Genomic DNA, 21,509 nt, shown 5'->3' on the forward strand with positions numbered 1-21,509 from the left:
GTAGCGGTTATTTGCAAAAAACAGAATTATGGATACCTTTGCAAACCAATTCGGCTTCGTAGCTCAACTGAATAGAGCACCTGATTACGGCTCAGGAGGTTTCAGGTTTGAATCCTGACGAGGTCACAAAGCTAGTGAAACTGGGGCACATTTTAGCACGTTGTGTCTCCATTTTGTGTCTCCCTTTTTTTTCGAGGGTGACACAAATCTAGAAGCATCAAAGGGAGGAGCAGTCGCTTCTCCCTTTTTGTTTTACATGCTTCGTCACAATTTCCCATCATCTGCAAAGCTGAAATATCCGTTCCTAGCGGTAAGGATCAAGTGATCCAGCAACTCCACGTCGACATACCTGCAAGCCTGCTTGACACGCTCAGTTAGCCTGATGTCTTGATCAGAAGGTGCCAGTTTACCGGATGGGTGATTGTGGGCCAGAACTATCGAAGATGCAAGTGTTTTCAGCGCCATAGACAGAATCATCTTGGGGTCACAGACGACCGAAGCGACTCCACCCTGAAACGCCTTGTAATATCCGATCACCTGGTTGGATCGGTTCAGGTACAGGATCACAAATTCCTCCCTTGCCTCGATCAAGTCATGATCAAACACACGGTTCAGGATTTCGAAGCAATCCCTGCTGGTTTTAATGGCACCATGTACTGGTTTTTTAGAGGTGCGGTGGTAGCTCAGTTTGAGCTCGTAAAGAAAGTTTTTCATGATGTGTGCAAAAGAAAAACCCACCGCTTTTGACGGTGGGCTCTTGGTTCAACTTAAATACCAGAAATCCGGGTGGGAACTGTCCAGTGACCTGCGAATCTGTTCCGTGAACTCAAACCCGTTTACCCCACGCTCCAGAAACTTATCGATGTAGGACTGTTTATTCGCCCCTGTGAACAGGTTGAAAAACCTCCACAGATCTATCGCACCGTTGTTTTGTCTGGAGAAGTTCTGATCCTCGTAGAAAGATTCTGCAATTCGAGAAACCTGTGTGTCGTTGATCAACAGTTCCGGGATCTCGTTTCTCAGAGACTTGGGGAGAAACTGATACAACCTGCAACGTCCTATGATCTGAGCAAATTGCCGCTCCTCCAACTCATACGCAGTAAACGTGGCCAGATTTCTGACATAGCTGACGGGGTTAAATCCGGCAATAAGCTCCATCGTTTGAAGATACAAGTCCTCAGTCGATCTGGCTTTCATATCCAATTTGACTCCGTCAGTTGAAACGCAGAGGTTGGTACACACTCTGTTTTTAAACCCGATGAACACCTTGAAATGTTCGGGGCTTCCTTTACAGGCGTTCATGTTATCGAGGTGAAATGCCTTTACCCCTCCAACCGTTAACTCAAGCAAGTTGCCAGAAATCTCATCCTGAATACCCGGAATGGTGATCATGAAAGCCATCCGTTCGAAGTAAATGGTCTTCTCATGCTGTAGAAGATCCTGAGCTTTTTTGTGACGAGCTTCGTAAACACGGCCTTTGACTGGATGGGAAACCCGTATCCTTGGCTCAGGAAAATCCGAGAAACTGAAGCTGTCTTGTGCGGCCTGAGACACAGCCTCCACAAATTCACAGTGTGAGATAGCGGGTTCGTTATCCTTGAGGAAAACCGGGATCACATGATGGTCACGCATTTCCTTGAATGCCACTGCTTCTGTATTCGCTTCAATGAACGAAGATGAGGGCTCGCTGGTCAATTCGATGTTTGGCCGGAGACGGACAGGTAGCTGATCAATGCGCAGTAGTTCCATTCTGTTTGTAGTTAGGAAGTGACCGAAGGGAATTTTTCTGTGCAATGAACTCATCTCGATAGATCTGCTGCAAGTGCGGATTATCGTTGAAGAGTTTGATTAGCTCGTCAAGGCTCTGACACGCTTGGATTGTATCCAGGAAGTCGAGGCTTTTTTCAAACTCGTCAATAAGAGAAAAGGCATTAGGTTTCTGAGAAGCTGGAGCACCTTCCATGCACCACTTGAGAATTTTCTGGCCTGTCTCCTGACTAATCTTGAAGTCAGGCTGATCGACAAAAATTCCGGTGCGATCCTTTGAGGCTGAAGCCTGGTGCTTGATGTTCACATCGAATACTATGGTGAAATCGTACTCCAGTCCGTCACGCTGTACTCCCTTCAATCCGACTTTCTCAGGAACCATCTTCCCATTTTTATCCATGAGCACGTAGTCCTGTTTGCTTCTGACAGTCGCGACTACATGTGAGGTGGAGGACAGGATTTTGTTGATCAGGGCATTGTGGCGGGGAGTGATCTTCGCCCAGTTGGTGAAGCTGTTGCCTGGCATGTTGGACTGGATGTCGAGCAAAGTTTCCCACTCGTGAGAGATGCTGTCAATAATGATCACTTCCATACCGGCTTTCTCACAGACCTCGATTGCCTCCACATACTTCTCGGGGGTGTGAGGCGCACCTATCGAGAGAACATTGTACTGACCCAGGTTGGCATAGAGATCCGCGCTCTGGTTCTCGGTGTCGATGACGGCAATCTTTGACCAGTTGCCAGTCAGACCATAAGCAAGCAGCAGTGAAGAGTAAGTCTTGCCAGCCCCGCTTGGACCCTGCAACGCAATTCGGATGCGAGCTTGGGAACGTTTTGAAATCCGTAAATTTTCCATGTGTTTGAGGTTTAAGTTTAACACTGGATTTTTCGGGGGATAGGAATCTGGGTAGAAAGATCCCCACAGGAAGGCGGGGGGTGGTCCCGATGAAAGCTTGACCGGGGGGATCTCTACGGGGGGGTACCTGCTCACTGCTACATCGCACTTTTGCTAGGCCGCAATTTTGACTTTTTTCACCTGGTCATAGGTGTGGTTCATGAACTCCAGGATCCTTTCAAAATCGTCCAATGCATTAAGTCTGGCGGTTCTCAGAGGTGTGGTCTCAATGCGATGGTCTGCATCGGCCTCCACCAACTCAATGATGAAGTCATGGTTGAACCAAGTGTGCAAGAGTTCAAGATTTACCCAGTCCGCATGGTTGATAAGTAACCTGATCAGCTGATTCTTGTAGCTCTCAGCCTCGGTTCTGGTTTGAAATTCAGCTGAAACGATCAGCGATTCTCCGCTCTGCATCGAGCGAACTTGGATGTAAAAAGTGGTGTCCATGGTGTGAAAAGTTGGGGTAAAAAGAGCGTCGGAAACCGTTCGACATATAAGAATATACGAAAAAATGTGGCCAAAACCAAGCTAAATAACAGTTAATCAGGCAAATAAACGCGTTTGAGCAGGGTAGGAAAACGGTGGGAGAGTCAGGGGGCTATGTGTAAGAACCACAGGTCTCACAAGCTGTGATATATTTATCAACTTAGTTTGAAGGTCATTCCTGATACAAGTAAAGCTTGTATCAGCTTTTCGTCAGAATCCGATGATGGATCAGAATAAATCAAGGCAGCACATCAACCAAAACTTGTACAGTGTTTTTCTGGGTGGAGGAGATGCGATGTTAAAAACTCATATTGCTATATAGTACCGATCTGTTATCACCACGGTTCTGACAGATTTGACGGCTCGTTTAACGCCGAACCCGCTGGCCTCTCCTCTACCCAGACTAAAGACGTTGAACGGAATTGTGCTGTGAGGAACTAACCTGACCTCCCATTTCGGTAAGGCAGGTTCTGACTTCAGGAAGCATGACCTTTCGAATAAGCTTCGATCGTCTTGGTCCGTTTGGAATTGTTCATCTGCTTTCCGCTAGCAGAAGGTGGTAACATTTCGTTACTCCCTTTGAATCAGTCTTGAACTGTTTAAGGGAGCTTTTTTCAATTCCTTCAAGATGACGTCGTAAATTGCGACCCCATCGGTTAGCTATTTTTTAAACTCATCGTCAAGGGTACACATACTGTGTGTACCCTTTGATGGTCAGCTAAAAGGATTCCACTCGAAGGGGGGAGGCGGTATTTCACCGCTCCCTTGTAAAGCTGGAACTTGGTTAAACTTCCAACGAGGCTTGGTCTTACTCTGGACATAAGGTATGTCCATTTCGGCCACCCCTTTGAACAGACTTTCATAGGTGCCGTAATGATTCGGGCCACCACAGAGGATCTCCGAAACAGAAATCACACATTTAAAAACGGATCAAATTGAAGGGTGTAACCACTAGTTATACCCTTTCTTCGCTGGTGGGCGCTTGGCGAGAAAGGTCTTACTCAGGGATAATTTGGTTATACTATATGTCTCCTTCGGAAGGGGTCACTTTTTCGGAGACCCCTTTGCAATGCACTCTGATTGCATCTGCTGTTTTCACGTATCCAAGCACTTCATCCAGGTCTTTGACATCAGATCGAATTGGATCTCTGCTGCACATGTTTCTGAGAACTTCGGCTTGCTATTTAACTATACTGCGCAGACTGTTTTGTCTTGTGCGTAGTTTTTCAAGTTTTAGAGTTGCGGAGAGTAGGCAGTCGCTCGATTAAACGGTCATTTCACAAAAAGTGCATCGTGGTTCCCTATATAAATTAAACCACGTGACACCTCTCTGCATTCAGTTGTTGATTTAAGATTAAGTGGTTTCTGCTTGATAGAGCGAGGCATCAAACTGAAATGCTGAAACTCCTGCCTTATACTCTTTGATGTTGGTCTCTGGGACACATCTTGCCTTGATCCGATATTTGCCGTTCTTCTTTCTAGTCTCAAAGATCCTGTTCAAAAAAAAGATCGGGGGATGATCTTCCAGAACCGAGAAGGTTTGGCCTTCTGATGCTTTAAGCAACTCCCACTTTCCTTTGAGTTCGCTCTCGCTGTAGGACTCGCCAATAGTAAATTCGCGATTCAGAACGTGTTCGAAGTTGCTCGAAGATTTCTGGGCTGCAAACATCAGTTCAAGTCTTAAATTAGCCAGTCCGGTTTTCCAGCCGTTCAATTTTTCTGTGGCTTTTTGGATCCTGGATTTGAGGAATACTGGGTCGAAATATGGCGCAGCTTCTTTGAAGGTTTGAAAAACCTCAGTTTCAAAGCTGTTCTGACCTTCCTGAAATGAGTATCCCTTAGGATCAAGGATGTACTGGTTGAGTATGACTTCTACATTTAGCTTAGATCGATCAAACCATGCGGATATGATTTTCTTCTTGTTGGAAGCGGGCAAAGTTGTGTCGTTTTCTGTTGCTACATCAAATCCTGCTTCTCTGAGCGCTTTTTCAAAACTGTCCGGTTTATCAAAAACATCAGTGAATAACCTATTGAGCTCAGATATGGAGTCAACGTTCAAATAGGAGACTTTGAACTTGCCAGTAGTTTGATCTTCAAAGAGTAGTTTTCTGCCCAGGTGACGTGAGGTATCAAGAATTGCTTTGACGTTGTCAAGCGTCCTTTTGCCAAGTATGGGACAAGAGACGAACTGATGTTTTAAGCACTCGATAGATTTAATAAGGCGATTAGCTGCATCAAGCAATTCTTCGATTGAGTTCGGCGTGAAAGCTGATCCGTTAGTTTGCTGATAAAGTAGAGTTGTTGAATTTAAGCCTTTTCGCGCTCTTCCGACGATTTGTTTGAATCTGTACTCGGAAATGGCCAAACTGGTGATACTAGGGTTACACACGACTATAAGGTGGTAGCGCTCTTCAATATCAAATCCGGTGAAATATGCAGCGGTTTTAAAATTCAGCAACCCCGGCAGGGTATTCGAGTCCAACTCATGAAAGTAGCTACCAACCAGACCTGCTTTCTTTTTGCTGCACAGGATCTTTACATCATTCGCGTTTTTGATGATCCCAGCTGCTTGGATTTTAAGGCGAACACTTTCTATCGCCTCCACAGAGTTAAGTGCGACAAGCAGTTTTTCGGTTGGGAACCGCTTGAAGTGTTCTGCTATCAAAAGCTCAAGCCCAGACTCAAAGTCGTTCGTTTGTACTAGTCTGACCTTCGTTGAATTTGGGGTATCATATTTGACTATAGTGAGCGGTTCATGTTGTAGTTCTGGGTCCGAAAACTCCAAAGGGGTCGCAGTTACCGTTGCTCTCATGTTTGCCGGGTGTTTTTTGTATACTTCCATAGCATCAGACATCGATGGCCTGAAACCGGAGTCTAGTTGCAGGGAATCGGTTTCATCAAGCAGCAAGAAAAACGAGCCACGATCCTGGATAGGAATCGAGTCCATGACTTTTTTCAGGCTGTCCACAACACAGATGAGCTTCTTGTCGCCTGGACTATTTAAATATTCCTTGATCTGCTTGGCGCTAGGAGCTTTGGTGGCTTTTGATCCTGGTTTTGTTCCAGCGTAAAATCCCCCGTGCTCATTGTGTTTAGTAGCGGCAATTACCCTAAGCGGAACAACAATAATTGAATTTCTAAGCGCTTTTATCTCCACAGTAGTTGCACCCATTCCGGTTTCACTTTTAACAATTATCCCGCTTGGAAGGTGATTGAAGACATCTCCGAGCTTGGTGGGTGAACCAGTATTGTTCTGGTTTTTCAACGTGTAGATGGTCTTGTTTCCATTTACTACTTCCGAGAAAATCAAGTCTCGGTCTTTGATCAAACTCATGTGATACTTGTGCAGCGTATTTGAAGTTGCGAATCTATACCCCTGGAACTTGGTTTTCAAACAATCTTCAAAGTTGCGAGCTTTATTTTCAGGCCATCAGCTTAATCTGGATGAGGCTTCCGGAGATTTTACAAGCCATGTTTCTCACAAATCTGTCGGATTTCTCACAACTGTGACGGCTCAGGCTGCAGTGATCCCGCTGATAAAAGTCTCCACGAAATCCACGATTTTACCGATCACCCTCTCGGCTGTGGTTCTGCGGATGGACAGACCGGGCTTATTTTTCATGATGGAAACGACCTCGTCCCGGAGCGGTTCCTTCTCGGTGTAAATGTAGCGGGCGATGACATCTTCCAGCCGCTCGGATTCCAATCCTTCTTCTTCGCTCAGCTTCCGGATTGCCTCGATTCGTTCTTTGGTCCAGAACTCCGCAAACTCATCCTGTATCTGTTCTGAGTCCTCGATATTCGGCAGGTTTTCCCGGATGAATTTCTCCACCAACTCCCGCTTGCTTCGCAGCTGGGATTCTCCTACCATGAGATCGACGATTGCTTTCTGCTGCTTCTCTTTTTCTTCCTCAGGTGCGTCCTTCAGTTTGGCCAACAGCCTCAGGATGTAGCTCACATTGATCTCGTCTCGGTGGATCAGTTCCAGCTCAAAATCCACATCTGCCAGGATCGAAACTTTCTCCTTCTGGTGGTTCCCTTTCGCCTTGTCGTAAAGATCCAGGTATTTGCTCTTGTAGTCCTCGAAGGACTGCTCGGGCATGGACACATCCTCAAACGTGAACTCCGTAAAAGTACCGAGCACGTTCTTGATCCGCATCAACTCCCGGAATGCCTTGATGAAATCCAGCTCCTCCACCTCACTTGGAAGATCATTGACACTGTTCACAGTTGGTGCGATTTGCAGGAGCTTGATGAATGCCTCATTGAACTTCTGGACGTAGTCTTCATACGGCTGCATGATGATCTCATCCTTTGCGTTGATATTGGAGAAAAGCGTGATCGCATCATCGGTAGCTTGCTTCAGATTTCTGAAGCAGACGATGTTCCCCTGTGATTTCAGCTCGTTGAGAATCCGGTTGGTACGGGAATAGGCCTGAATCAAGCCGTGATATTTCAGATTTTTGTCCACATAGATCGTGTTCAAGGTTTTGGAGTCGAAGCCTGTCAGAAACATGTTCACGACCAACAGGATGTCAACCTGTTTATGCTTGACTCGAATGGCCACGTCGTTGTAATATCTGTAGAACGACTGGCTGTCCTTGGTAGAATAGTTTGTGGCAAACTTGGCGTTGTAATGTCCGATGAATTCATCCAGAAATTCCCTCGGATGCTTCTTGCTCGGGTTTCCGTATTCGTCTCTCGGATTATCTGCAGCGATTCCGAATTCGCCTTCCTCCCAGTCCTGTTCAAATCCATCGCTGTCCATCAGGTCCACATTCGCACCGTAAGAGAAGATGGTTGCAACGGTCAGGTTGTGTTCACCCGCCTGCTTTTTCTTGTGGAGGATGTTGTAGTAGTCGATCAGGGTGGGTACGCTTGAAACGCAGAAGATTGAGGTGAACTCTCGGTTGTGAGACTTCCTACCATGATTGTTGATGATATAATCTGCGACGTTATTCAGACGCTGTGGGGCTCTCATGACTTCTTCTTCGTCAATGGCCTCCACGTTGATGTCCAGGATGTGGTCTTTCTTTTTGAAGGTGCTGATGTACTCTACGGAAAACTTCAAAACGTTCTCATCCCGGATCGCATCGGTGATTACGTATTTGTGGAGGTAGTCCCCGAAAAGCATCGTGGTGGTTCGCTTACCATAGGAATTCGAGCCTGCGTTTTCTTCGAAAATCGGAGTTCCTGTAAAACCGAACATCTGACACCCCTCGAAGAAGCCTTTGATCTCCTCATGGGTTTTTCCGAACTGACTTCGGTGGCACTCGTCGAAGATGAATACGATTCGCTTGTCTTTCAGCGATTCCATCTTTGCCATGTGCCGGGCTTTGCTGATTGCCGTGTTCAGTTTCTGAATAGTAGTGACGATCAGCTTGGTGTCGTCCGCTAGCTGATTGACCAGAGCCTGTGTGTTGTTGGTTCCATCAATACTCCCTTTGCTGAAGCTGTTGAATTCCTTGGTCGTCTGATAGTCCAGGTCTTTTCGATCTACCACAAAAACGACTTTGTAAACCTGTGGTAAATTGGTCAGAATCTGAGCTGTCTTAAAAGAGGTCAAGGTTTTGCCCGAACCTGTGGTGTGCCAGATGTACCCGAATTTCTGAGTTGTCTTCACCCGGTCGATAATTGCCTCCACCGCATAGAACTGGTATGGGCGAAGCACCATGAGTGACTTTTGGGACTCGTTCAGCACGACGTACTTGGTCACCATCTTGGAGATGTGGCAAGGCTCCAGAAAAATATCCGTGAAGTTTGACAGCTGGGTGACCAGTTTGTTTTTGTTGTCGCTCCAGTAAAAGGTCTGCTTGAAGGATCGGTCTTTCAGAGCAGAGTTCGCATAATACTTCGTATTTACCCCGTTGCTGATTACGAAGATCTGGATGAACTGGAAGAGCCCCTGTCCAGAGCCGTAAGAGTGAATCGTATAGCGGTCTGTCTGTTTGAAAGCTTCTTTCAATTCCAATCCTCGTCGCTTGAGTTCGATCTGAACCAGAGGTAAACCATTTATCAGAATAGTAACATCGTAGCGGTTTTTGTATTTGCCCTCCATGGTCACCTGCTGCGTGACCTGAAACTGGTTCTGACACCAGTGGAGTTGATTGATCAGCTCGATGGTCTTGAACTCACCCAGGTCATTGGTGTAAGGGATTCGGTCTCTCAGAATCTTGGCGCGTTCGAAGACGTTCCCTTTGTTGATGAAATTGAGGATCTGAGTGAAGTCGTTGGGACTCAAGATCACTTTGTTGTGAACTTCGAGTTGAGACTTGAGATTTTGCAGTAGGTCAGACTCGTCTTTGATTAAAACTCTTTTGTATCCGAGCTTTTCGAGCTGGTCCACGAGGTTGTTTTCAAGTGTCTGTTCCGGTTGTGATGTCATGTGCGTCAAAAAAAAACGACCCGAGAGCAGATCTTACGGTATGCTACTCAGGTACATTTGATTCCAAGATGTGGATTTAGTTGATGCGAAGCAAGTGGAGGCATCTCTGTCCGTAAAAAGTCTCGCAAATAAACGATCAGTGTTTAAACGGTGGAGGTTTAAACCCCAGAAGTTTGCATGGTTTCACTCTTGTTTGATCGGTCCTCTTGCATCCATTTGATCTTCCAGCAACCCTAATATTCTTTTCACAAGGTCACTGTACTCTATGAGATCTTCTTCATTTAGAGCTAGAGGGCGATATGCTTCAGGAGGAGCATGGGAAAGCGCATTTCTTAAACTTGCCCAATCGAGAAGTTCTTCTTTGTCTGCTTTATTTATTTCGAAGCCTTGGTCCTCCACCACTTGTAGCTTCTTTAGTAGTCCCACGAGCCTCATACTTGGGAAGAACTTCTCTTTCAAGATTCCTTCAAATATTCCTTGGAGACGCCAGAGTCCAAAGTGGCATAAATACTCGTTTCCGATTTGGTGGTAGTAGATGAGATCATCATAAGCATCCGCCGCATCAGGAGATTGTTTCTCGACTGGTTTACCATCTGGACCATAAACTACAACTACATCTAGTTGTTTTTGCAGGTGGACCTTTCTGTCTTGCATGATTTTCCTGATCAGTTCAATAGTGTAGTCGAAGTCCCTCTTATTGAGGCCATAGACAAGCCAATTGAAGTTTTTGAGTTCTGGTCTCATGTTACTTTACCTAAATTTCCTAAACGCCTGAATGGTCTGATAAATACCGAAACCAACGAAGATTCTTCCCACAATATCCCAGACGTAGTACCAGTTCGAGACGGAGTATTTCTCGTAAAACTCAGAACCGAGATAATCCAGCCCATGAGTGGGCAGGATAAAATTTAGGTAGTTTGGGATTTCTTTACGAACGATGTTCCAGTCTAAGTTCAATGCTACCTCATACTTCTCAGTCTGTATGATGTTGAGATAAAAGAACAGGACGCCCACGGTAAGCGTGAAAATCACTCCTTGCATCGGTGCCCGGCCAAAATAGTTGGAGATCCAGTTAAGACCCAAGACAATCAGGTCCCAAAAACTCCTCCACCATTCCTTGAAGGTGTCTGGTTTTTGGAGTGTGTCCAGCAATTCAGTCAAAAGTGTTTTTTTCTCTAGCGCTTGGTAGGGGAGAGACTCAATCACGTTGTTTTGCTGGATGTTCGCTTGTTTCAAGATCCGGAATGTCTCCCGTTTGTTTTTGATCGGGATATCGCCAGATTCCGAAACCGCGGATTCGAACTCAGTGTCGCTAAGCTTTCCTTTTTTTTCTTTGAAGTCCCAAAGTGATAAACCGAAAGTTCCTACCGATCCAGTGATGATTGCTGTTGAGAGATCGATTCCTTCACGGATTTTGGTTCCTCGAAAAAGAATCAGCTTTTCAATAAGCGTGTAGGTGAAGAGTACGTTTTTCTCGAAGGTTGTCGCTGAGAATACGGCTGTCCCCAAAAAGTCAGTTTTGTAAAAGACTGTTTTTTGCTGGAAAGTACTTCGCCAAAAGTCTGCGAGGTCTTTAAACTTGGTGTTTCGGAAGTTTGTCGATCCAAGAAAAACACACGACATGAACCTGATTTTTCCATTTATACGGCTTTCACTAGCATCCATTTCAGAGTGAAATTCACAATTTTCAAAGGTGAGATTTCTTTCTCGACTATAGATTCGCACTTTTCCCGTAAAAACACAGTCGTTCAATCTGACGTCAACTGGTCGACTTGGGTGCACATACATGTCCCCAAAACTCAAATCAAATTTCACGAGATATCCGTCATACTCGCAATCTTCGAAAGTTTTTGAAGTTTTGAGGGTCCCTCCCTTAAAGAGATCATCCCATTCTGAAGAATCCGAGACCTCTTTTATCCTTCTGCCGGTTGAGTTTTCTGGTTCCCTTTTCATGATAGAAGTTTCTCAATTCTGGAGATAATGGCATCTCGTTGGGGCTCCCACTTGTCACCGTCCAAGGGTTCGAGGTCAAAAAGTTTTTCGAGGTCTCTTTTGAGTGAAGACCATTTCAGCCTATCCAGAATCTGGAACCCCTGAGTGGTATTGATCACACCGTTGGTTTCGTCGTAAGTAAGTGGAGGAATCAAAACTGGAACGTGCAGCTTCGACAACACCCATGTTGCTCCCATTTCCAGAAGGCAAATTTGGCTGGTGAAGTAGTGGCGTGATAGCAACGAAATCACCACGCCGTCTCTACTAACCTCACTTTTCAAGGTTTCAACCCAGTCTTTACCAAGTGGTACACCATACCCTGCAGCTGAAGTATAGAAAATCTGACTATGTTTGACTCCGATAAGTTGAAGCATGTTGACGACTTCTTTTCCGATCTCGTTATCTTTTGAGGAGTGGCTGATAAAAACTTTTTTTTCCGTGATTGGAGTCAAAGAAGGTGCTTGATGAACGGACGGTGAATTTTTTGCTTCTTCTATGAGGTCAGTTAAAAGCAGTCCCGCCTTCTCCAATCCGTTTTGTAGGTTTTTTTTCTCGTATTCAGCTTTTGGCATTTTGTCGATGTAGATGTTAGAGAACATGTACCAATAGCGGATGTTGCGAAAGTCCATCAACTCATCTGACTCATTGCCAAAGAGTTTCTTGATTGTTCGAAGTGTTTTCTTTTTCCAGTTTTCGAACTTTGCATCCGAGTAGGTCCCATCTCGAAGTGAGGGGATCTGTTCGAGCGACCATTTAAGATCTTCAATATTTTTCGTCATTCTCTCTTAAGGGTTTCACACAAACATCTTTTGCAGCAGCCCCTTCTTCCAGGTCTGCGTGTGGGTGATCTGTTGATTCAGGTTCTCTAAACTGCTGTCCAAGCTTGTCAGAAACTGGACGATTTTCTTTTGCTCCTCCAAGCATGGGAGGGCTAAATCAAGCTCTTTCATTCTCGGGACAGAAATGCTCAACACTTTGGTACCCTGTGCGATTTTCTTGATCTGGGCTCGAAGTCCATCTGACTTCATGATGTAGCCACCAAACCCCAACTCGGTAGTGTTTTGCTTTCGTTTTGCGTGAAGGGTATGAAGTCCAGCTAATACTTTTTGTCTGTTCGAATTGACTACTTCGATGGTTTTACCAATGTCAGCGTAATCCTCGGAAGCATCGGCGATCAATAGGTCACCGTCCTCCACCAAGTTCTCAGAAAAAGTTTTTCGGATCTCAACATCTTCGTTTACGAACGGAAGATCAACTTTTTTCAAGTCCAAAAGTGTGGGAAACTTGGTGTGAATGTCTCCGTAGTGGATGTTTCGGTATACTCCGGAATCATAGTTCAGCTTGTCGCGTGAAAAAGAGTTTGTGGTTCGAAACTCGTAAACCTCCCCCAACTTCTTCTCCTCCCAATCCTGGAAGGCTGAACCATCGTCGGCTTTGAAACGGAGCTTCTGAGCAAAGATTTTTTGCATCACGCCCTTCTTGTACGCTTCCAGCTTCTTCTTCTTGGCCTGAAGGAGCTCGATCCTCCGGTCCACGGCTGTCAGAAACTCTGCGATCTTTTGCTGCTCGGGGAGGGAGGGGAACCCAAGCCTTAAATCACGAATAATGCTCGTCGTTAAATTATTGAAAACTCCACCTGTTGTTGCTTCTCCTTGCATCCGTTCGTGGAGTTTCACAAAGAGGTAGTATAAGAACTCGTTTTCCACCTCCATAAGGTTTCTGAATCCCAACCATCCATCATGAATGCACGCATCAACACCAAGGATCCCAGGTATAGCAACTCGGGTACCAGAGCAGCTTAAAATGACGCTACCTTTTGGTAGGAATCTGCTTTTTTTTGCTCCTTCTTGGGTGAGGAAATCAATTTTTGGTGTGGTGTACTTACCGTCCCTTGTCACATCTTCGATAAGTACCCTTGGTATAGATCCGCCATAATACAACGGGTCACTTTTTGGTCTTGGGCTGGCTCCTCTAAAAATTTCCATTTTCTCAGAGAGTTTGGGCAAATCCCAAGTTGATGTAAATTCCAAAAACCTCAACTTCGGCACATTTCTTTTTTCGCTCATGTCAGAAAGGCGTTTGAATTCCGAGTTGCTTGCAGAAGCCAATTAGCGACACTTCGTTTGATTTCAGTTCCGAGTCCAAAGTTCTCAGATCCTTGGCGAGCTGATCCAGGTTGATTTCGTCTTCCTCTTCGAAGGTGTCCACATAGCGCGGGATGTTTAGGTTGTAGTCGTTTTCAGCGATTTCTTGGAGGGAGGCCACATAGCTGTACTTCTCAATGGGTTTCCTACTCCGATAGGTGTCCACGATCAGGTCAATGTCTGACTCCCTCAGTTTGTTCTGGTTTCCAACTTTGACAAAGTGATCGTCTCCACTCGCATCGATAAAGACTACATTGTCATCCTGCTCCCGGCATTTCTTTAACACTACGATACAGGTAGGAATGGAAGTCCCGTAGAAGATGTTTGCAGGAAGTCCGATTACTGCATCCAGCGCGTTCAGTTCCCGAATCAGATATTCCCGAATCACTCCTTCCGCTGCTCCACGAAATAGTACTCCATGTGGGAAGATACTTGCCATGATGCCGTTGTCTGCCAGCTGAAAGAACATGTGCTGCATAAAGGCAAAATCCGCCTTTGTCTTGGGTGCCAGCTTGCCGTACTGACTGAAGCGTGGGTCGTTTTGATAGATTGGATTTTCGTCACCTTTCCAGTGTGCGGAAAACGGAGGGTTGGCCACAATCGCCTCAAACTTCATGTCCAAGTGCTGCGGATGCTCAAGCGTATCATCCTGCTTGATGCTGAATTCCCGGTAGTGAACCCCATGGAGGATCATGTTCATCCGTGCCAGGTTGTAGGTGGTGCGGGTCATTTCCTGCCCGTAGTACTCACTGACCTTGGCTTCTTTTGCTACCCGGAGTAAAAGCGATCCAGAGCCACAGGTAGGGTCATAGACGGATTTGAGTTTTTCCTTTCCAGTGGTGACGATTTTTGCCAGAATCTTCGAAACCTGCTGGGGGGTGTAGAATTCCCCGGCTGTTTTTCCTGCACCTGCGGCAAACTCACCGATCAGGTATTCGTATGCATCCCCGAGTACATCAGATTCGATGTCCTCCAGACGAAAGTCGATCTTGTTGAGGTAGTTCAGGATCTGGACGATGATCGCATTTCTGGCAGCGACGGTTCTCCCGATCTTGGTCGAGTTCAGATCCAGGTCATCAAACAGGTCGTTGAAGTCTTCCTCCGAATCGGTACCCATCGTGCTTTGCTCGATGTGGTTGAGAACAGCTTTTAGGTCCTCCAGAATGTAGTTGCTTTCCGATTCGGTGTCAGAGTTTCCCTTGGCGGCCAAAGCAGAGAACAGTTCCTGCGGTTTCAGGAAGTATCCGAGCGTTTGAAGGGATTCTTCCTTGATGGCATCAAGCAACTCAGGGTCTTTCAATTCATGGTAATCCTCCACAGCTTCCCCCTGAAGCAATGTGTTGGCGTAGTTGAACTGTCGCTCAGACAGGTATTTGTAAAAGATGAAGCCCAGAATGTAGTCTCGGTAGTCGTCAGCAGCGATTTTTCCTCTCAGCAAGTTGGCGATTCCCCAGAGCTGGCTTTGCAGTTGACGTTTTTGATCTTCAGACATTGTGGTAAAAGAGTTTTTCGAAACCTGGTTAGTTCTTGAGAATCAGCAATCTGCAAAATGCAGGGCAGTTGTTTCTGGAGCTTCGAGTTCGAAAAAGTGTTTGGATGCTTAAAAATAGGTTTTTCGGTGAGAAGGGAAAGAGTGGAGGTGAAAAAAAGAGCCCTCTTTGTGGGAGGGCTTGAAATTACTGAGGATGTAGTCTGCGAAAATCGTCTCAAGACCGGGATCTGCAAAAGTACGGAGGTCTGATTCATCTTAAAGATTCAGCACGTACCAGAAAATCGCCGAACCGGCTGCAGCAATAGCTGTGATCAAAATTCTTGTGTTTCTTTCTCCACTTTCTTTTGCGAACATTTGAGGGATACTTATCCCCAGTACTCCCGTAAGGAACAAGAAGAAGCAAACTCCACTTAGGTCCTTTTGCTGAATGATGGATACTATCCACCCTAAAAGTGCAAGCCCCAAGAAAATGGCGCACCAGATTTTTCCGATTTTTTGTACAGCTTCCATGTAGTTTTTTGCGTAGTCGTGGTTAAAGGGTTCTGAGTTTTTAGAAAGATAATCCGGTAGAAGTAGTTGAAGCAATAGCTGGTTGCGTGTCTAACAGGTTCGGTTTTTTAAAAACTTAGAAATCAGACGTTAAATTTTCAGGGTGTTGATGAAAATGATTAGACTTCCCGCGCTTTTCAGTCACAGAAAAAAGCCCGAGGCTTTACTCCCCGGGCCTTGGACGTCCTCCGCCGAGTTAGTGATTGATGGGTTGGACTATAACTTTAAAGTCCCTCGTTTGCCCGATCGATTTCCTCGCTTGAGAAACTGTTCAGATACACTTGAGTCGTTCGGGTATCGGCATGCCCCAAGGCCTCTGAAATCAGAGCAATCGGCGCGTTCAGTTTCAGCAGTACAGTGGCATAAGTATGTCGGGCAGAGTAGAATGAGAGGAGCCTTACCTGTGAGGGTTCGTATTTCAGATGAGTAGCTGCCAGCTTACGGATGTGTGCATTAATCACTTTTGCCCGTTGTTTTCGGACCTTAGTGAGCAGATCCGGATTTTTCATTTCTTCGTCAGACAAGTCATCAAAGATTCGGAAAACCAGCTTTTTTGAAAGCTCATTTCTGATCTGACCCGCTTCAAGCATTTCGTTCAGGATTCTGTATTGCTTCTCTAAAATTTTTCCGTCTGCACCTGGACGGATTTTGATGTTGAAGAAGTCAAGTGTTTTCTTTCGTGCATAGAGGATCCGATCACCCACGATATTTTTGTCCCAGCGTAGTAGGCACATGTCTTTGAAATTCATCCCCTGGCAGTAGTACGAAAACAGAAACAGGTCTCTGGATTCCTCCACAAAAGGATTGTTACTAAGGTCCAGGCTGGCCAGCAGTCTCATTTCTTCCTGCTTGATCGCTTTTTTGGGTGTCTTGGCGGTTTTGATTTTGAACCCATCTCGTGGATCTGATTCAGGTTTGACGAGTTTTCTTTTGATGGCTCTTCCATACACCGCAGACATGGATCGGAGATAGATCCCGATTCCGTTGGTGGATTGTCCAGACTGTACCATGAATATCCGAAACTTCTCGAAAGTAAGCTGGGTGATGTGGCGGATCGGGATGGACTTGCTTCCTACAAACTTTTTGAACTTGTTCAATGCGTTCTCATAGGAGTCTGCTGTTCCGTTTCGGTTTTCTTTTCTCAGGTCTCGGATCACCGACTCCCAAAAGGTAACAAAGTTCTCACCGGACTGGAGTGGAGAAGATTCTGAGAAGTCTTTCGAGAATAAGTCAAAATCAAACTCGTCGTGCAGCGTTTCGATTTTCTGAGCAAGTTCAAGTGCTTTGTGCAAGAGTTTCTGTACGAGTTTGTTTTCTCTGGCTTTCCCAATGATCTGAGAACTTGCCTCGTCCCAGTGTTTGGGATGTACAGAGACTCCGGTTCGGAAGTATCTGCGTTTTCGGTTGTGATATACTTTGACGACTACCGGGAAGTTTCCGTTTTTGGTAGGCTTCCAGTTTTGAAGGATGAGATTTACCTGCGTATCTTGCGCTGCCATTACAAATGAGTTTTGGTCGCGTCGAAGATTTAGCCCTACTTCCTCCCATAGGAGCAGATCAAAAAGTGGCGATTTGTCACCCTTTTGTGTCTCCCTCAGTTGGTGAGGTGTAGTCATTGAGGCGAAACATCTGTGTAACTAACTGATTTCCAGTTGCAAACCAATTCGGCTTCGTAGCTCAACTGAATAGAGCACCTGATTACGGCTCAGGAGGTTTCAGGTTTGAATCCTGACGAGGTCACCAGGTGAAAAGCTTCCAGTGAAAACTGGAAGCTTTTTTGTTTTTCGCCTACCCAAGTGTTCAATACTGCATGGAATTGTAGCCTAAAGCTTGAAGTTGTAAAATTCGGATGGTGTAGGTTTCCACTACGTCTAGGCCTGAAAAAAGCTGGTCCTTTGTGACACCTAGTCTTTTCATGGCGATGCTACAAATACTGATCCGGACCTTGCCTTTATATTTGTCAAAGTAGGCCTCGAGTTCTGAGCCATTGACCATAGTTTTCACCACAGGGCCTTTGACCACCACTTCGAAATTTTCGACCTGGACTCCATTTTCCAACAGAATGTCGTACATGGATAAGGCTCCCTTCAGGCCATCCTCATCACTTACTCCAAAGACATAATTTGGTGTCTTGTTGAGGTCTGAGACCGTTTGCTTTTCAAAAACGGTCTGAGCCATGGTGGTTTGAGACGATAGATAGGTGAGAGATATCACGAGAGCGCACAAGAGGATTTTTTTCATAGCTGCTGGATTATGTTTTCCGAGATTGGGTGAATTCCTAAAAATAAGCTTTTTGAGGGTAGCGGAAGCGAGAAGACTGGCGAGAAAAGCGAATCTCCAGTCTTGATAAATGAGGGAGATGCAGAAGTAGCAGTGCACGGCGGCTTTTCAAGACAGTCTTTTGATAATGCTTCCTTTTCTAAATCTGGATAGTGCAGAAATAAGAAACCCTCCGGTGAAGGAGGGCTTTTCAAATTGGCTGGTAGAATGGTTTTCTACTTGATCACAATGTCCTGAGGCATTCTCACCTGAATGCCCTGGTAATCCTGAAGGTTTTTGATCTTTTGGATGAGAGGGAAGTTTTCTCCAAGCTGGGCTTGTAGGACTTTGAGCTCTACTTTGTCACCAAAGTCGCTCATCAGTTCTTCAACCCAGGTTTTCTGCTCTGGATAGTACACCACGCGATAGTCATCACCAGCATCCAGCTTGTCCGCAGCTATTTTGATCGCTGTATTCAAGCCGCCCAATACATCGACTAGTCCGCGCTCCTTGGCTTGTGTGCCTGTCCACACTCGTCCCGATGCCACTTTTTTGACGGAGTCGGGATGCATGCCTCGGCCTTCCGCCACCCGGGAAATGAACGTCTCATAGCCTTCTTCTATATTTTGCTGGATAATGGTCCGCTCTACTTCAGACAGCTCCCGGGTCGGATTCATGAAGTCGGACAGCTGCCCGGTAGAGACCACGTCGGTGGTCACCCCGAGTTTCTCATTGAGCAATTCCTGTACATTAAACCAGAGACCAAAAATCCCGATGGAACCGGTAATGGTATTGGGTTGGGCCACGATCGTGTCGGCTGGAGCTGAGATGTAGTAGCCCCCCGAAGCTGCAACTTCACCCATGGAGACGATCAAAGGCTTGGCTTTCTTGGCCTCGGTCATCTCCCGCCAGATCACGTCCGAAGCGACGATTGAGCCACCTGGAGAATTCACCCGGAGTACTATAGCCTTGATGTTGTCGTCCTTTCTGGCCTTGCGGATTTCCCGGGCAAATTTGTCTGAGCTCAATGCTCCGTCCACATCACCGCCTACTATATCCCCTTCTGCGATAATGACTGCAATTCGGTTTTTGGAAGTGATATTTGTGGATTTTGCCAAGGAGCCCAAATCTGTTGCGTTGATTGTTGGGATCTCGTCATCCTCTATGAGCCCGAGTTTTTCGCGGAGTTTGGAATGGACCTCATCCTCATAGGCCAAGGCAGTTGCCAGGCCATAGGTAACCGCATCTTCAGCTTTTCTCACCAGCATTTCCGAGTTGATCTTTTTTAGGCTGTCCAATGCAATTTTTCTGGATTCGGCGATTTTGGAAACTGCCAAATCGTTGATCTCATTGAGGAAATACTGGGTTTGCAGCCTGTTTTCGGGGCTCATTTTGTCAAGGATAAAAGGCTCCACCGCACTTTTGAACTCGCCGACGCGGAAGACCTCAGGCTTGATTCCCACTTTGTCAAAAAGACCTTTCAGAAAAATTCCTTCTGAAGAAAAGCCGTTGAAGTCTATCGCTCCCATGGGATTCAAGAAGACCTCATCTGCCGCCGAGGCAAGGAAGTATCCTCCCTCTGAATAGGCTTCGTCGTAAGCGATGACAAATTTGCCGGAATCTTTGAAGTCGATCAGTGCCTCCCTGAGCTCCAAAAGATTGGCTTGTCCGGCGATTATCAGGCCTGTATTTAGATAGATGCCTTTGACGTTTTCATTGGTTTTTGCCTCCGAGATTGCCTTTTTAAGGTTGACCAATCCCGCATTGAGATCACCTCCAAAAGGATTTCCGAATGCGCTGAGGTCAAACTCATCCTCCGCTGTCCTTTCGACCAGCATCCGGCCGTTAAGATTCAGGTGAAGGACAGTATTTTCTTTCACTGAGACTTCCTTCTCCGAGGACGCGGCAATCATGCCTATAATGCCAAAAAAGAGAAGAAAACCGAGAATCGAGAATATGAAAAGGCCGACTATGACGGCCAACACATTGCCAAGAAATTTCATGCGATTTGAATTTGGGCTCTAAATTAGCCTTTTTTGACTGACCTTTACAATCCTAGAGCTACAAGTGATGTATACGGAAGCAGTATTGAGTTTGGGGGGAAACAAGGGTAACCGGGAATTTTTATTGGCTCAGGCGGTAGAGGCTTTGCGGGATCAGTTTGGCGTGACCAAGCTCTCGGATATCTACGAAACAGGCGCTTGGGGAGGTGTCGCCCAGGGAAATTTTCTGAACCAAATCGCGGTAATCTTGACGGAAAAGAATCCGGAGGAGGTCCTGAGGATTATTCAGGCAATAGAAAAGAATCTCGGCAGGAAGCGGGATGAGCACTGGGGTGACCGAACCATGGATATTGATATCCTGTATTTTGGCGACCGGATCTTGGATACAGACCAGCTCAAAGTTCCCCATCCCTTCCTTGCGAAACGGAAGTTTGTGTTGGTTCCGCTGGCGTCCCTACTGCCAGAGAAGAAGCACCCCATCACCTACAAAAGCTCAATCGAAATGCTGGCTGAGTGTGAAGATGAAAGTGAAGTAAGCGTCTATGTCAAGTGACAGGCAGCGGTTCCGGGTTCAGTACTTAGCTCATGCCTTTGCCAGAAATAGCTGGAACTCCAAAGGACTGCAAGGTTGGAACTCATCCACTTCCAAATCCTCAAAAATCTCTTCGTCAAACTCCATCTCGGTCTTTTCGATCCGGCCGTCAGGATGGATAATCAGTTCTATGCCTGTGAATTCGTTCGGATTTACCATCACCAACACCTGATAGTCGTCAAAAACCCGCTTGAAATATTGGGAGATCGCCTTGGCCATGTTTTTTTTCCAAATCTATGCCTTATTTCCCAAGCGTGCTGGAGGCGTACACATAAATGACTTCGGCAGGTGGCTGTTGTGTCGCGCGTATGCGGTCAAAAACAAAGAAAGTTTGGGTGAGAAACTCTTTCTGGTCGATTGTGGATACCGCTTTTATCCCTTGATTTTCCACTTTGAAAAGCGGTCCGTGTGGTCCGATTATCTCATATCCGTTGGGATTTTTGATTTTTTTAAGATTGACTACGCTGCCGTCGGCAAAGACCATTTTTGCATCGCCAAAGAAAAATCCGCCCTTTCCTCTAGCAACCAACTCATTGCTGTCCTGGTCAATGATGCGCGCCTGGCGGAAGTTTGGATGATTACGATTGAAAAAAAACCGGACTTTGTCGCTTCCCTCCATAAGATCGGCGTAGTCAAATCCGGGATCGATTGCCAATTTTATCGTTTCGCCGCTTTCGTCAACGAATTTTGCCTCATGTAGAGGAAGGGACCAACCGGTCTGGTTTTGGGCAAAGAGTGTTGAGCACAGCCCAATTACAAAAAGGGAGAGAAGCGCGGATTTTTTCATGACTAGGTCGGATAAAAGTTTGATCTACTATACGAAGCGTTCATTTTCAGGGTTTTCAAGCTTTGTGATCTTGTTTCTCTTGGAAAATAGCGTTTTGGAAATATTTTTTTTGGAAAAAAGGGAAACCATGCTTTGCAAATTCCAAACCGTTTCTA

General features: G+C 45.9%; 17 protein-coding genes and 2 tRNA genes. 3 read left to right on the forward strand and 16 right to left on the reverse strand.

Annotated features, from left to right (window positions below):
• Positions 1–52: 52 nt before the first annotated feature.
• Positions 53–126 (forward strand) — tRNA-Arg (locus tag J0A67_RS00070).
• Between the two features lie 138 nt (positions 127–264).
• Here J0A67_RS00070 and J0A67_RS00075 read toward each other — a convergent pair.
• The 12 genes from J0A67_RS00075 to J0A67_RS00130 form a co-directional block, all read right to left on the reverse strand.
• Complete coding sequence (locus J0A67_RS00075; protein ID WP_206567234.1) at positions 265–714, reverse strand: JAB domain-containing protein; 450 nt, start codon at positions 712–714, stop codon at positions 265–267.
• 48 nt (positions 715–762) lie between these two features.
• Positions 763–1,749 (reverse strand): DUF3871 family protein, encoded by a 987-nt coding sequence (locus J0A67_RS00080; RefSeq protein ID WP_206567235.1) that lies wholly within the window; start codon positions 1,747–1,749, stop codon positions 763–765.
• Complete coding sequence (locus J0A67_RS00085; protein WP_206567236.1) at positions 1,730–2,623, reverse strand: AAA family ATPase; 894 nt, start codon at positions 2,621–2,623, stop codon at positions 1,730–1,732. The genes J0A67_RS00080 and J0A67_RS00085 overlap by 20 nt, the downstream gene beginning before the upstream one ends.
• A 153-nt stretch (positions 2,624–2,776) precedes the next feature.
• Positions 2,777–3,112, reverse strand: a complete 336-nt coding sequence (locus J0A67_RS00090; RefSeq protein ID WP_206567237.1) for a hypothetical protein — start codon at positions 3,110–3,112, stop codon at positions 2,777–2,779.
• A 1,393-nt stretch (positions 3,113–4,505) separates the two neighbouring features.
• The gene (locus tag J0A67_RS00095; protein ID WP_206567238.1) at positions 4,506–6,545 is read right to left on the reverse strand and encodes a hypothetical protein; all 2,040 of its coding nucleotides are present in this window, start codon (positions 6,543–6,545) and stop codon (positions 4,506–4,508) included.
• 120 nt (positions 6,546–6,665) lie between these two features.
• A complete protein-coding gene (locus J0A67_RS00100) occupies positions 6,666–9,536 on the reverse strand; it encodes a type I restriction endonuclease subunit R (RefSeq protein WP_206567239.1) in 2,871 nt (956 codons plus the stop codon).
• A gap of 183 nt (positions 9,537–9,719) precedes the next feature.
• Positions 9,720–10,280, reverse strand: a complete 561-nt coding sequence (locus tag J0A67_RS00105; RefSeq protein ID WP_206567240.1) for a hypothetical protein — start codon at positions 10,278–10,280, stop codon at positions 9,720–9,722.
• 6 nt (positions 10,281–10,286) lie between these two features.
• A complete protein-coding gene (locus J0A67_RS00110) occupies positions 10,287–11,489 on the reverse strand; it encodes a pentapeptide repeat-containing protein (protein ID WP_206567241.1) in 1,203 nt (400 codons plus the stop codon).
• A complete protein-coding gene (locus J0A67_RS00115) occupies positions 11,486–12,307 on the reverse strand; it encodes a toll/interleukin-1 receptor domain-containing protein (RefSeq protein ID WP_206567242.1) in 822 nt (273 codons plus the stop codon). Before J0A67_RS00115 ends, J0A67_RS00110 begins: the two co-directional genes overlap by 4 nt.
• Positions 12,308–12,322: 15 nt before the next feature.
• A complete protein-coding gene (locus J0A67_RS00120) occupies positions 12,323–13,513 on the reverse strand; it encodes a restriction endonuclease subunit S (protein WP_206567243.1) in 1,191 nt (396 codons plus the stop codon).
• 82 nt (positions 13,514–13,595) lie between these two features.
• The gene (locus J0A67_RS00125; protein WP_206567244.1) at positions 13,596–15,164 is read right to left on the reverse strand and encodes a type I restriction-modification system subunit M; all 1,569 of its coding nucleotides are present in this window, start codon (positions 15,162–15,164) and stop codon (positions 13,596–13,598) included.
• A gap of 773 nt (positions 15,165–15,937) precedes the next feature.
• Positions 15,938–17,212 carry a site-specific integrase gene (locus J0A67_RS00130; protein WP_206567245.1) on the reverse strand — a complete coding sequence of 425 codons (1,275 nt, stop codon included), beginning with the start codon at positions 17,210–17,212 and terminating at the stop codon, positions 15,938–15,940.
• A gap of 167 nt (positions 17,213–17,379) precedes the next feature.
• Between J0A67_RS00130 and J0A67_RS00135 the strand changes: the two genes are divergently transcribed.
• Positions 17,380–17,456, forward strand: a tRNA-Arg gene (locus tag J0A67_RS00135).
• 57 nt (positions 17,457–17,513) lie between these two features.
• Here the strand turns inward: J0A67_RS00135 and J0A67_RS00140 are convergent.
• Positions 17,514–17,954 carry a DsrE family protein gene (locus J0A67_RS00140; RefSeq protein WP_206567246.1) on the reverse strand — a complete coding sequence of 147 codons (441 nt, stop codon included), beginning with the start codon at positions 17,952–17,954 and terminating at the stop codon, positions 17,514–17,516.
• Between the two features lie 254 nt (positions 17,955–18,208).
• Complete coding sequence (gene sppA, locus J0A67_RS00145; RefSeq protein WP_206567247.1) at positions 18,209–19,975, reverse strand: signal peptide peptidase SppA; 1,767 nt, start codon at positions 19,973–19,975, stop codon at positions 18,209–18,211.
• A gap of 67 nt (positions 19,976–20,042) precedes the next feature.
• On the opposite strand from sppA, the gene folK reads away from it, so the two are divergent.
• Positions 20,043–20,528, forward strand: a complete 486-nt coding sequence (gene folK / locus J0A67_RS00150) for a 2-amino-4-hydroxy-6-hydroxymethyldihydropteridine diphosphokinase (protein ID WP_206567248.1) — start codon at positions 20,043–20,045, stop codon at positions 20,526–20,528.
• 30 nt (positions 20,529–20,558) lie between these two features.
• Here the strand turns inward: folK and J0A67_RS00155 are convergent, their stop codons facing one another.
• Positions 20,559–20,786, reverse strand: coding sequence for a hypothetical protein (locus J0A67_RS00155; RefSeq protein ID WP_206567249.1), 228 nt, complete (start codon positions 20,784–20,786; stop codon positions 20,559–20,561).
• A 22-nt stretch (positions 20,787–20,808) separates the two neighbouring features.
• A complete protein-coding gene (locus J0A67_RS00160; protein WP_206567250.1) occupies positions 20,809–21,354 on the reverse strand; it encodes a hypothetical protein in 546 nt (181 codons plus the stop codon).
• Positions 21,355–21,509: the final 155 nt, after the last annotated feature.

The organism is Algoriphagus aestuariicola (genome assembly GCF_017254835.1).
Classification (GTDB): Bacteria; Bacteroidota; Bacteroidia; order Cytophagales; family Cyclobacteriaceae; genus Algoriphagus; species Algoriphagus aestuariicola.